This window comes from Methanogenium cariaci JCM 10550, from assembly GCF_001315945.1.
Lineage (GTDB): Archaea > Halobacteriota > Methanomicrobia > Methanomicrobiales > Methanomicrobiaceae > Methanogenium > Methanogenium cariaci.
Map to the genome: position 1 here is coordinate 92,164 of NZ_BBBG01000001.1, position 12,382 is coordinate 104,545.

Here is a 12,382-nt window from a genome sequence, read left to right on the forward strand (position 1 = left end):
TATATTGGTGGGGAGAGGTTATCAATCTACAGGATAATCTCGATGTCAAGCTTCTCTGCGAGTTCCTTGTAGCGGTTCCGGATGGTCACCTCGGTGACTCCTGCCACCTCTGCCACTTCACGCTGGGTTCGGCGTTCGCCGCCCAGAATGGAGGAGATGTAGATAGCTGCGGCGGCGACACCGGTGGCCCCCCCGTCCACTCGTGAGTTCCCGCTCGCCTGCCTGCCGGAGGATCTCAACCGCACGCGACTGGACTTCTCCTTTCAGGTTCAGACCGGAGCAGAACCGCGGGACGTAGTCAATCGGTGAGGTGGGGAGCAGTTTTAATCCGAGTTCACGTGAGATGAACCGGTAGGTTCTGCCGATCTCCTTTCGTGAGACACGGGACACTTCCGCAATCTCGTCAAGGGTACGCGGGACATTACACTGGCGGCATGCCGCGTAGAGGGCGGCTGCGGCGACCCCTTCAATGGATCTGCCACGGATGAGGTTCTTATCGACTGCGTCACGGTAGACAACCGCTGCGGTCTCACGGACGTTTCGCGGCAGACCGAGAGCCGATGCCATACGGTCCAGTTCCGAGAGTGCGAACGCGAGGTTCCTCTCGGTTGCGTTTGAGACACGGATACGTCGCTGCCATTTGCGCAGACGGTAGAGCTGTGCACGGTTCTTTGATGAGATGGCACGGCCGTATGAGTCACGGTTCCGCCAGTCAATCATCGTGGAGAGACCTTTGTCGTGAATGGTAAAGGTCATCGGTGCACCGACACGTGACCGCTTCATCCGCTGGTCATGGTCGAATGCACGCCATTCGGGACCGCGGTCAATGACTTCGTCATCGAGGACAAGTCCACAGTTCTGGCATACCAGTTCCGCACGTTCGTTATCCTGTACCAGCTGGCGGCTGCCGCACTCGGGACAGACGGTTTTGGTCGATTCTTCTGTCCGTGATTTGATCGCCTCCTGTGCCTCTGCGGTTCGTTTTCTGAGTGTTTCGCGCTGGGACTGGAGTTGTTTTAATTTTTCAATTTCCTGCATGATGTATCATCCTTATTCTGTATACAATTCGTCACCCACGCTGCATTTGCACTGACCTTTGCAGACAACAAGGGCATACGGTGTCCTGATATTGCCGAACACTTCTACCAGTTTTCCGACAGGTTTTTTTCGTCGGTCAACAACCTCACTGTGGAGGCGTGGTAACTGCCCGGCATCAATTGCGATGACGGCACAGTTTTTGCCACAAATATTCTGAATCTGACCTACGACCTTCATGATATAAAACCTTCCAAAAATCTGGCACTGCGGGTTCGTAACTATTATAAATTGATGCCCATTTTATTTATATGTTGACATAAGCGTTATATATCGTGATGATGTGTGTGGAGGTAATGCATGGTATTCCGCATGCAAATATCGGGTATATGGCTTTTGTGTTTTATACTGATGCACCAGCCACCGGACAGGAATCCTGTATGCGCGCTTTTTCTCAAGGAAGGGGGGGTGTCTAAAGGAAGGGAAGGTTCTTTCCGGAAAGAATAGAGGTACTCTCCTCTTCTGTGAGACCCGCGCCGCGTGCCACCTGCATCCGTTCTGTCATTTCCATCAGGTCAGATGGTGCATGGGTATCCGAATTAACGGCAAGCAGGCATCTCTCTGCTCTCGCCACGCAGACCACGTGACCGTTTGTCCGGTTATGTCCGCCCCCCCTCGAGGTGATCTCAAGCGTTACCTGGTTATCATGGGCCATCCGGGCGTCTGCTATTGATATCAGGCCGGGATGAGCCAGTACATCAACATCAGCGCAGGCACAGGCTGCGGCATTGGTTCCCGGTGCCACAGGTTCTGTCGTTGTCTCGCCGTGCACAATGATGATGTCGGCCCCGGCGTCCCGTGCCTCACGGGCAAGGAGTGGTATTTCCACCGGCGGCACGTGGGTTATTTCAACGCCGACGAGGAGACGGATCCCGTATGCACTGGCAGTCTCGCGCATCGGGTCAAGGGTGCGGACAAGGGAGGTGGTATTCGAGCGGTCGGCATGGTCGGTGATACCGATCGTCTGGTATCCCAGCACTGCTGCCCGGCGGATCAGTTCGGCCGGGAGCAGTTCGCCGTCAGAAAAGATCGTGTGGGTGTGGAGATCATACATGCTGCACTCCTGATTTTAGAGTTTCTGTGCGATTTTTTTCATCAGTTCTTCCTTGCTGCCCTTCCAGTCGACAATGACTCTGCCGTCCTGCTTCCACCAGTATGCCGGGTGTGAGGTCTTCTCATCAATCCGTGCAGAGAGGCCTGCCTTCTTTGCAGCCTTGTGGATTGCCCTGATTTGGGGAGACTCGCGCGCCATCTCCCTGGGTATCCGGCGGCCCTGACTGCGGGTGAGAGCACTGTCAAAGTAACACGGATAAAGTGTCCGCTCAGGATTCATATACTAGGTATGTCCGTGTGAAGGTATAAACGATACTTTGCCAAACCTATACACATGCACCACATTGACGTCAGTATCGAAAAGGACATCTTTGAAGCAAACAATCGCCTTGCTGCGAAGAATCATGACACTCTTGCCGCAGCAGGCATTCGTGCCTTTGACCTTCTCGGTGCCATCGGCTCTGGCAAGACCTCACTTGTGAACTGCTGGTGCCTATGCTAAAGGAACGCGGGCTGAATGCAGGGGCCATCGCAGGCGATGTCTACGGGGGATGACGACTTTCAGCGGATTGTTGCGACCGGCGCTCCTGCGGTGAACGCAAATACCGGCAAGGAGTGTCATCTGGATGCCCATCTCGTGGAACATGCCATTGAGCACCTGCCCTTGGATGAGGTTGACATTCTCTTCATAGAGAACGTCGGAAACATGGTCTGCCCGACTGACTTTGCCCTTGGCGCAGAGAAACGTATTGTCGTGGTCTCCACCACCGAGGGTGATGATGTTGCAAACAAACACCCGATGATGTTCCGTGAGAGTACGATGGCTGTGATCAACAAGGTGGACCTGGCAGAATACGTCGGCTGTGATGTGGCCCGGCTGGAATCTGACATCCACCGGTACAACCCGGAGATGCCGGTATTCCTGACCAATATGAAGACTGGTGACGGGATGGAAGCCCTTCTCGATGAGATCCTCAGATGATCAGTGGAATTAAATAGCTACAAGGGCAATATTTATAGACTTCAGAGGAGGGCTTACCCCCCCTTCCGAATACATTTCATACAATTCAGGTGTTATTAAATGCAGTGGCATGGCAGATCAGTTCGGAAAGAAACCGGTGGCAGAATCCGGTTCGCACGGAGTAAGAGGAGAAGTGAGGTTGGCAATTCGCCTGCTGATTCGCATATCGGCGAGGACCGCACGAAAATTATCCGCACGCTGGGAGCAAACCAGAAGATTCGGGTGCTGCGTGCACAGTACGCAAATGTTGCAAACCAGAAGAGCGGGGGGGAAATCCGCCGGGTAGCAATCGAGACTGTTGACAAAAATACGGCCAACCCGAACTTTGTGCGGAGAAACCTGCTCACGAAGGGTGCCATCATCAAGACCGAGATCGGTGATGCACGTATCGTAAGCAGGCCTGGTCAGGACGGCGTTATCAACGCTGTTCTTATCTAACAATCATTTTTTCGTATCGTTTATCTCATCTGAGCGTATGCTTTTATTATGCATATCATCTAAAAACTGGTGTAATGCGCAGAATATACCATCGTTTTCCGATGAGGACGGATCTGGTTTTTACCATGCCGCGCCCGTTCATTGACGTGGTCTCCACAATACTTGCTCTGCATGGGACGCATGAGGCCGGGCGGACACCTGATGGGGGGGAGATGGTGCGGATTGATTTCGGTGCAGCAGTGGCAGAAAGGAAGACCTCCTTTGTGGCGGTTGACTCCATACCTGACCTGCTGAATACAATTACCGAAGTGGTTGATTTTCAGATTGAACTCAAAGAGACGACGATCATGTCAGACCGGCGCGTTCCCCCCCGTTCTAAAAATGTATTTCTTCTTCGTATCGCAGAGTCCGGGATGGCCTGTGAGTGTACGGTAGTGAAGACCAGTACTATAGCTGGTCTGGATGCACTGGACCTTAAGGCCCTGATTGGGGGTGCGGTATAAGTGACCCTGCAGACTGCTGTAGCAGCACCCTTCCGGCATATGCACCGGGGGGGTCGGTTGCGCCGCACTGAATTTATCTATTTTCTTGCCATTGATCGGCGCTGGATGAGTCGTGATCAGGCGAGTTCTCTTATCACGATTGCCTTCGTGAGAATCTTTTGCATGAAGAGGAGGGTGTACTGGTGCCTTCCTTTAATCCGGCAGAGGTAGAAATCCCGTTGGGGGGGTTCCGCCCGTCAGAGGATATCTTTGTGCAGGGAGAAAATTATTGTGATACCCTGATGGTTCGTATCGCCGAGGCACGGGATGTGTCTCAAAAAGAGGTGGCTGCAGAGATACACGCCCTCATTACCGAACGGTTTGATGGTCGCCTGATCCCTGAAGCTGGTGCGGTAATCCTTGCCCGGAAGTATGGAGTACCGTTTGAGGATCTCATCGAAAACCTGCGTGAATCACTCCGCAGTTCTGGCTGCTGAATGAAAAATCGGCAAAAAAGGTATGTAAATTTCTTCAGGATTACTCTGCAGCTGCTTCTTCTGCAGGTGCAAAGTAGTCCTTCAGGCTCTTTTCGCCATATTCAACGACCTTTGCATTGATCTGGACAAAGTCGCCATTGATCTCTGCTCCACGGATGCTCATTCTCCTGCGCTGTCCGTTGTAGGTAGGGCGGAAGCCAACACCGTTTGCAAGGAGGAGTCTCCTTCGGCTGAGACCGGGGGGGAGGTCACGGCGTGCGGGAATTCCTGTCTTGTCGGTTGCCCCCCCGGTGATTGCGATCTGGTATCCTGCAAATCCGAGTGCATCGCCTGCAATGATGTCGCCTACGCTCTTGCCAATGAGACTGCCTGCCATGCCGCCGGTCGCCTCAATCTTGTATGAAATGCCCTCCTGTGGGTCAGAGAGAACTACTTTGAAGTCTGCCATATTGTAATGCTCCTTTTTGAAAGTGTCTATTATGTTTGTTTGAATGCTATTAAAAATTGTGGGGGGGTTCGGATGTATGCCGCTCCGGGGGGGCGTTACTTGCCCCCAGAACGGTCGTTCCTTACGTTTTATCCGTGTATACTCCTCCAGAACGTCGATCATCCCTCCGGTGAGATGGGTGGTCATCTCCCCCTCCAGCACCTTGACATGGTGTTCGGGAATCTCGACATAGAGATCATCCCCCCCTACGTTTATCTGGCGGCCGACAGTCGGGCCTTCAATGGAGATTGCTACTTCGGCTCCCTGGTTTGCCTCGCTGGTATTCTCCTGCCCGATCTTCATCTGTTTAATCCGACCGATTCTCTTCCCTGACGGGAGGACGAGGTTGACGCCTGCCTGGAGTTTTCCGGCCAGTACACGCACACCGACCACTGCCGGGTTGGACTGCCGGAAGACACAGTCCGGGAGGAGGGTGATCTTGGCGGGCAGGATGAGTTTCTCAAAACTCTCCTTGTGCATGAGGCGGCGTGTCTCATCTTCCCAGTCCATGTAGTCATCGATGAGATGGTAGATGACATCAGACTCAAAGAGGCGCACGTGCCCATCGCATGTTCGGCAAGGATATCGATGGCATCCGGGAGTATGGTGGTGTTGAAGGCAAGGATGATGGAGTAGAGGGGGTCTCTGATGGTGGAAACCTCCACGATGTCATGCCGGGAGACCGGGCCGACCTCGGCACGCATGATGGGGGATCTTGTGCTCTTCGAGTTCCTTGGATAGTGCTTCCAGAGCACCGATGGTGTCGGCCTTGATGAAGATTCCTTCATCGGAGAGGTTTACCTGTACGTCCTGCATCTCGTGGAGAATGGAATCAACAATCTCCTCACGGTTGCCCCCCCGCACTACGCGGAGGGGGTGAACCGGCGATGGCACCTTCCAGTTTCGGGGGCAGAGACCTTGATACCGGATGCGGCGGTCACCTTTTTCACCCGTTCAAACCGGTCTTCGGTGAGAATCTCCTGCATGGGCCGGGGGGTTTTAACAGGGAACGGACCTTTGTCTCAATGACGCCGCGTTCCCCCCCGCCGACTACGATCTCGTCACCCACATTCAGCTGACCGTCAATAAGGATGAGATCAAGGGTGGTCCCAAGGCCTCGTTCCTCTTTCACCTCAAGAACGGTGCCATACCCGGGTCCGGTGGTGGAGAGCGTGAGGTTCTCTGTCAGATACCGCTGAGCAAGGCCAATCATCACCATCAAAAGGTCGGGGGGGAGACCTTCGCCGGTGATGCCGGAGATGGGTACAATTGCGATATTGCGGGCGAAATCCCTGATCCTGTCAAAACGGTCGCAGTTGAACCCCATCTCTGAGAGTTCACCGACCAGTTCATAGGTCTTTGTCTCAATCATTCCCTGCACCCGTTCGTTCTGATTTGCGTAGGTCTTCAGGAAGGGTGCATTCTCCTGCGCCCTCCAGCCGTGGATACGGTCGATCTTTGTGGCAGCGATGACGAACGGGGGGGTCTTAAAGTTTCGGAGAATCTGGAGTGCCTCTTTGGTCTGTGGCTGGAACCCGTCGTTGATGTCCACCACGAGGATGGCCATGTCGGCAAGTGCCCGCCGCGTGAGCGCAGTGTGGTGAAGGCATGGTGGCCGGGTGTATCGATAAACAGCAGTCCGGGAATGTCAAACTCTGCCGTATTGTTTGCGCTGCTCATTTTTCGTATCGCATCGAGGGGCACGATGGTTGCCCCCCCGATATGCTGGGTGATGGCACCTGCCTCGCGGTCCACCACCGATGAACCACGTATCCGGTCCAGGAGTGATGTCTTTCCGTGATCTACATGTCCCAGTACACAGACCACCGGTGTACGAATGGATGATGCAGCCTCTGATGTTTTCGTCTTCTTTTTTGCCATGCGTTCCGCCCTCTGTCTTTGGTATTGGTATTTGAAAAAAAATTATCAATTCATCAGCCGCTCTTCTGGTATGCACCGTTTTGCGGCGTTTTTCATATAAATAGTTCACCTGAAGTATTAATGGTGTTCGGGTGGGTGGTTGTGATAGGGCCTATTTGCAGGGCGGTGGTGTTCCTTTTTTGTGTGTCGGGGGGGCACTCGGGGGGGGAGTCCTGTGAGAGTGACTCCGGGTACAGCTGCAGGGAGTTTGAGTGGAATCTGCGTCTTCTGCTGTGAGCGGCCCTGGCCGGGCGCGCCATGGGCACGGGTTCGTGGAGCAGCCTTAGCCTGGAGTATATGCGGTCTTTGTGGTGGGTACACGCCTGTGATTTTGGATGGGGGTGCCCCCCCGTCATGGGTGATGGAAGTGAGCAATCTGTGGGGGTATTTGTCCGTTATGCAGCGGGTATTCGTGCAAATGCGCCCGGATCATGGTTTTTTCACTGATATTATCGAACTGCTGCCTGTTATCGTGTGAGTTTCTGTTCTTGTGTTGCATTGCGTTTCTTAGATCTGTGGTGCCAGAACAAATTGGATAGATTAATTACTGCGGATGTCAAAATAGGAAAGGCATCTTGCCGGGGGGGTAGGGTAGTGGTTATCCTCAGGGATTGTGGTTCCCTGGACTCGGGTTCAAGTCTCGGCCCCCCCGGCCTCGTTTCTTTTTTGGTTCTGTTGAATATCTCGTTCTGAGTAGGAATTGTATTTTCTCGCGGTGTTTGATTTTTGTCGTATGGTCCCCCCCACTCCGGATCTGCGGCCTCTGCTGAAATGCCAAAGGGTATGCGTGGATACCTGCAATCTCTAGTTGTGTGGGGGGGAATCTCTGGTATGGTTCACATTCGTGTCCTGTATATCGATGATCAAGGCTTGTCGATGAGGTGGTACAATGTCTCTCTGATACCGGAGGGTTTCATGTTGATGTATCGTTGTCGTCTGCCGATGCGCTCCTGAAACTGCAGGAGAGCAGGTATGATGCCATCATATCGGAACATGTGCTCCCCCCCGACACGGATGGAATCGGGATACTGAAAAATATCCGTTCTTTAGGTGACCCAGTTCCTTTCATATTCTTTACAGCTACTGATGGCCAGGATACGGTTATTGAGGCTCTGAATGCGGGCGCTGATTTTTACCTCAGGAAAGAGGCCGACTCCCTGACACAACTGGGATGTCTCGTGGATACCGTCCACAGGCTGGTGGCGGAAAAAATGGCCTGTTGCCCGCCGGTGCCCCTCCAATCCGAGCTGCGGATGATTCTGGACTCATCGGATGATCCGATGCTCTTCATCGGTCTGGATCACACCATCATCTGGGCCAATAAAGTATTTTTTGAATTGATCGGGGGGGTCAGTCCCTCTGATGTCATAGGCAGGCACTGCCATGATGTGGTCTGGGGGGGGAGGGATGCACCTGTGCACAGTGCAGAATCCCAAAGGTCATTGCTTCCGGAAAATCTGTATCTTCTGAAGTCTATCGGCCGGATGGTCGGTATTTCTGGGTCACTACTTATCCTGTAACCAGTGGTGAGGGGGGGACTGCATCGGGTATATTAAGAAGGTGACTGATATCACGGAGATAAAACGGTCTCAGGTGGCAGTGCAGCAGGAAAAAGAGAAGTACAATCTGCTTTTCCAGTCCGCCAATGATATGTTTTATCTGTATGTCCTGCTACCGGGGGGGGCGTTCCCGGAAGGATTCTTGATGTCAATGCTGCCGCGTGCAGGAGAATGGGCTATTCACGAGAGGAATTTCTCCGGATGCTGGTAACAGACATCGATGATCCTGGTATGGATCACTACCAGGGCACGCTCATCTCTGAGATCGGTGAGATGGGCCATTTTATCTTTGAATGGCAGCACGTGACAAAAACCGGGGGGGAGCATGTGCCGGTCGAGGTGTCGGTGAATTTCTTTGAGCTGGATGGTGCACCCGTCGCACTCTCTGTTGTCAGGGATATCACCGAGCGCAAAGAGGCTGAGCATGCCCTGCAGATGCGTGAGCGGGAGTATCGGGATCTGGTTGATAATATTAATGAGGTTATTTTCCGGACTGATGTCGGGGGGGTATTTTACGTACATCAGCCCTGCGATTGCGAAGATGGTCGGGGGGGGTGCGGGTATGCACCCTCGGAGCTGATCGGAACACATTTCATGGACTATATTTATCCTGCCGATCGGTCACAGTTGCAGAAACATTTTCTGGAACGTCTCTCCGGGATTAAAAAACGGTCAACGTTCCGTCTTTTGACAAAAGCCGGCAATGAACGCTGGGTGCTGGAATCCAGCAGACCAATCAGGGAAGGAAATGAGGTGGTGGGTCTCCAGGGTATGTTCCTCGATATCACACACTTCAGACTGATGGGTGCTGCCCTGAAGAAGGCAAACAAGAAACTGAATATCCTATCGAGTATCACCCGTCACGACATCCTGAATCAGGTCACTGCAATGAACCTGTATCTGGAACTTATTGAGACTGATTCCAAAAATCCACAAAGACAGCGGGAATCCTTTGAGGCAGCACTCGAGATCATGGCCAACGTGGAGCGGATCATCACTTTTACCCGCATGTATGAAAATTTGGGCGTGAATGAGCCGGAATGGCAGGACATCGCTGCTATTGTTGAGCGGGAGATGGTTCCGGTTTCCGGCGGACTGCTGATCCGCAATGAGATCCACCGTCTTGAGGTCTATGCGGACTGCATGCTGGGGGGGAAAGTCTTCTCCAACCTGATGGGGAATACGGTAATGCACGGGGGCGTTGTGCATGGTGTCACGGTCTCGTTTGAAGAGCGTGCTGGTGAAGGGCGTATCATCGTCGCCGATGACGGTGTGGGCATTGCAGTGGATATGAAAGAAGAGATCTTTTCGAAGGGTGTTGGAGAAAATACCGGATTCGGGTTGTTTTTATCCCGTGAAATCCTTGACCTGACGGGGATTTCAATACAGGAGACCGGTGTGCCTGATCTAGGTGCCAGATTTGAGATTCTGATCCCATGGGGGAAATTATCGGTTTGTTTCTTCCGTCTGAGAGTGGTTGGTCGGGAATATTTCTGTATCTTTCGCTCCCGTACAATTGAACAGAAATACAACTCCTCTGCCTTCACAAAGGTACGGGAGAGGTCCACATCAAAGATGGTGCTGTCACGCCTGCGGTGACTGATGCGATCCGTTATTTTCTGCCGGCTGGTGATAGTCCCGGTGATGTTCATCTCTGTTGGTGATTTCTATAACAATTGGCGTTATCTCTCTCCTTCTCTGTGTTTTCAGCCAGCCCGTTATGCACTACGTATGCGGTGTGCCTGAACAATATTTATACGGGATTGCGTTAATATGGGCGTGGCACTGCATTGGCGGTTGTCCCTCTCCTTTTTGATCTTCACATACCTCGGGGGGGCGGGCTCAGCACAGCAGGAAATATACCTAATTTATCATGTAGGTGGGATGAAATGTCAGGTTCATTTGATGTGAAACTCGAAGAGACGGTCTATCTCCCTGACCCTTTGGTCCGTGAACAGTCATGGATCGGTGATTATGATACCGAGTACCAGCGCTTCCTCCGTGACCCCGATGGGTTCTGGGAGGGGGGGATAGCGGGCGAACTCGACTGGTTCAGGAGATGGGATCATGTAAAGAAGTGGGACCTGCCCTATGCGGAGTGGTTCACCAACGCACAACTCAATATCACCCATAACTGCCTTGACCGGCATGCGACAGGGGGGGAACGGCGCAACAAGGTGGCCCTCATCTGGCGTGGGGGGGAAAAAGAGGGACAGGAGCGGGTGCTTACCTATCGCCAACTCTACCGGCAGGTGATGCGGTTTGCAAGTGCCCTCAAAAAGATGGGGGATTGAAAAGGGGGGGACACCGTCTGTCTCTACATGCCGCTTGTGCCCGAACATATCGTCGCCCTCCTCGCGTGTGCGAGAATCGGTGCCGTCCATAACATCGTGTATGGCGGGTTTGGGGCGTCGGCACTGAATGCCCGCATCCGTGATTCCAAGGCAAAACTGGTGATCACGTCAGATGTCGGATATCGCCGCGGCAAACGTGTGGCACTGAAGACCATCGTTGACGAGGCGGTGATCAATGCTCCCTCCGTGGAGAAGATCATTGTCCTCCGCCGGTCTGATCCGGGCCCCCCCGAACTCTTCCATGAGATGGAGGTGGACTTCTACGAGGTGCTTGAAAGTGGGGACGCCACCTGCGAAGCGACGGTAATGGACGCAGAAGACCCGCTCTTTATCCTGTATACGAGCGGGACGACCGGCCAGCCGAAGGGCATCATCCACACCTGTGCGGGATACATGGTCGGCACCTACTACACGACAAAGTATGTCTTTGACATGAAGGAGAACGATGTCCACTGGTGTACGGCAGACCCCCCCGGCTGGATCACCGGTCACAGCTACATCGTCTACGGGCCGCTTGCGGTGGGTGCGACGGTCCTCATCACCGAGACCGTGCCGGACTATCCTGACCCCGGTATATTCTGGCGCATCGTTGAGGACTTCGGGGGGGTGACCATCTTCTACACTGCCCCCGACGGCCATCAGGATGTTTATGCGGGTTGGCGAAGAGTGGCCGGACAAATACAATCTTGATTCCCTGCGGCTCCTCGGTTCGGTGGGTGAACCCCTCAACCCGGAGGCATTTGAATGGTATTACCGGGTCATCGGGAAGAGTCGCTGCCCCCGTCGTTGACACCTGGTGGCAGACCGAAACGGGGGGGATGCATATGATCACAACGATGGTCGGCGAACCGATGAAACCGGGATTTGCCGGCCGGGCCATTCCCGGCGTGGTCGCGGATGTGGTCGATGCGGAGGGCAACCCGGTCGAACCCGGTACCGGAGGGCTGCTGGTGATAAAGGATTCGTGGCCGGCACAGATGCGGGCGGTGAATAACGACGACACCCGCTACCGTGCCTACTGGGAGACAATAGACGGCTACTACACAGCAGGTGACCTCGCGGTAAAGGACGAAGACGGCTATATCATGGTTCTTGGGAGGTCGGATGATATCATCATCGTCTCCGGCCACAACCTGGGGGGGACGGCGGAAGTGGAGAGTGCGCTCGTCTCCCACGAGGCGGTGGCAGAGGCGGCCGTCATCGGCATCCCCGACCCGGTGAAAGGTCAGACGGTGAAGGCGTTTGTCATCCTCGTAGACGGCCACACGCCGACAGAGAAGCTGCAGTCCGATCTCATCTACCATGTGCGGATGAGCATCGGCCCGATTGCGATGCCGTCTGCAATTGATTTTGTGGACTCACTCCCGAAGACCCGCAGTGGCAAGATCATGCGCCGGGTTTTAAAGGCGCAGGAGCTGGGGATAGATCCGGGGGACATATCGACACTGGAGGAGTGACTCCTCCTTCCCTTTTGCG

General features: G+C 53.8%; 12 protein-coding genes, 1 tRNA gene and 4 pseudogenes. 11 read left to right on the forward strand and 6 right to left on the reverse strand.

Translation table 11 applies throughout. The features are described from left to right. Positions 1–26: 26 nt before the first annotated feature. The 4 genes and pseudogenes from JCM10550_RS00625 to JCM10550_RS00640 form a co-directional block, all read right to left on the reverse strand. Positions 27–1,038: pseudogene (locus tag JCM10550_RS00625) on the reverse strand (transcription initiation factor IIB). Positions 1,039–1,050: 12 nt separating this feature from the next. Continuing rightward, the gene (locus tag JCM10550_RS00630) at positions 1,051–1,275 is read right to left on the reverse strand and encodes an H/ACA ribonucleoprotein complex subunit GAR1 (RefSeq protein ID WP_062396278.1); all 225 of its coding nucleotides are present in this window, start codon (positions 1,273–1,275) and stop codon (positions 1,051–1,053) included. 232 nt (positions 1,276–1,507) lie between these two features. Then, entirely contained in the window at positions 1,508–2,149 is a 642-nt protein-coding gene (locus tag JCM10550_RS00635; RefSeq protein ID WP_062396280.1) for a histidinol phosphate phosphatase domain-containing protein, read from the reverse strand. A gap of 15 nt (positions 2,150–2,164) precedes the next feature. Next, on the reverse strand, positions 2,165–2,428 hold the full coding sequence (locus tag JCM10550_RS00640; RefSeq protein ID WP_062396281.1) for a signal recognition particle subunit SRP19/SEC65 family protein: 264 nt from the start codon (positions 2,426–2,428) through the stop codon (positions 2,165–2,167). A 54-nt stretch (positions 2,429–2,482) separates the two neighbouring features. Here JCM10550_RS00640 and hypB point away from each other — a divergent pair. From hypB to JCM10550_RS00660, 4 genes and pseudogenes are all read left to right on the forward strand, one after another. Beyond that, a pseudogene (gene hypB, locus JCM10550_RS00645) lies at positions 2,483–3,130 on the forward strand (hydrogenase nickel incorporation protein HypB). A 99-nt stretch (positions 3,131–3,229) separates the two neighbouring features. Beyond that, positions 3,230–3,607, forward strand: a complete 378-nt coding sequence (locus tag JCM10550_RS00650; protein WP_062396283.1) for a 30S ribosomal protein S8e — start codon at positions 3,230–3,232, stop codon at positions 3,605–3,607. 125 nt (positions 3,608–3,732) lie between these two features. After that, a complete protein-coding gene (locus tag JCM10550_RS00655; RefSeq protein ID WP_157199791.1) occupies positions 3,733–4,110 on the forward strand; it encodes a hypothetical protein in 378 nt (125 codons plus the stop codon). A 39-nt stretch (positions 4,111–4,149) separates the two neighbouring features. Continuing rightward, positions 4,150–4,586 (forward strand): annotated as a pseudogene (locus JCM10550_RS00660) (DUF2240 family protein). A gap of 40 nt (positions 4,587–4,626) precedes the next feature. On the opposite strand, the gene JCM10550_RS00665 reads toward JCM10550_RS00660, so the two are convergent. Both JCM10550_RS00665 and infB read right to left on the reverse strand, forming a co-directional pair. After that, a complete protein-coding gene (locus tag JCM10550_RS00665; RefSeq protein ID WP_062396629.1) occupies positions 4,627–5,034 on the reverse strand; it encodes a 30S ribosomal protein S6e in 408 nt (135 codons plus the stop codon). Between the two features lie 99 nt (positions 5,035–5,133). Then, positions 5,134–6,954, reverse strand: a pseudogene (infB, locus tag JCM10550_RS00670) (translation initiation factor IF-2); the annotation flags it as partial. A 619-nt stretch (positions 6,955–7,573) separates the two neighbouring features. Between infB and JCM10550_RS00675 the strand changes: the two are divergent. The 7 genes from JCM10550_RS00675 (at position 7,574) to JCM10550_RS24035 (ending at position 12,363) form a co-directional block, all read left to right on the forward strand. After that, positions 7,574–7,645 (forward strand) — tRNA-His (locus JCM10550_RS00675). A gap of 229 nt (positions 7,646–7,874) precedes the next feature. Next, positions 7,875–8,513, forward strand: coding sequence for a response regulator transcription factor (locus JCM10550_RS00680; protein WP_083475193.1), 639 nt, complete (start codon positions 7,875–7,877; stop codon positions 8,511–8,513). 40 nt (positions 8,514–8,553) lie between these two features. Then, positions 8,554–8,763 (forward strand): hypothetical protein, encoded by a 210-nt coding sequence (locus JCM10550_RS00685; RefSeq protein ID WP_062396291.1) that lies wholly within the window; start codon positions 8,554–8,556, stop codon positions 8,761–8,763. Next, positions 8,724–10,151, forward strand: coding sequence for a PAS domain-containing sensor histidine kinase (locus JCM10550_RS00690; protein WP_083475194.1), 1,428 nt, complete (start codon positions 8,724–8,726; stop codon positions 10,149–10,151). The genes JCM10550_RS00685 and JCM10550_RS00690 overlap by 40 nt, the downstream gene beginning before the upstream one ends. Positions 10,152–10,441: 290 nt before the next feature. After that, positions 10,442–10,846: an acetyl-coenzyme A synthetase N-terminal domain-containing protein gene (locus tag JCM10550_RS21185; protein WP_245618551.1), complete on the forward strand. Its 405-nt coding sequence runs from the start codon at positions 10,442–10,444 to the stop codon at positions 10,844–10,846. A 27-nt stretch (positions 10,847–10,873) separates the two neighbouring features. Continuing rightward, a complete protein-coding gene (locus tag JCM10550_RS21190; protein WP_281175194.1) occupies positions 10,874–11,596 on the forward strand; it encodes an AMP-binding protein in 723 nt (240 codons plus the stop codon). A gap of 50 nt (positions 11,597–11,646) precedes the next feature. Then, positions 11,647–12,363, forward strand: coding sequence for an AMP-binding protein (locus tag JCM10550_RS24035; protein WP_281175195.1), 717 nt, complete (start codon positions 11,647–11,649; stop codon positions 12,361–12,363). The last annotated feature ends 19 nt before the right edge of the window (positions 12,364–12,382 follow it).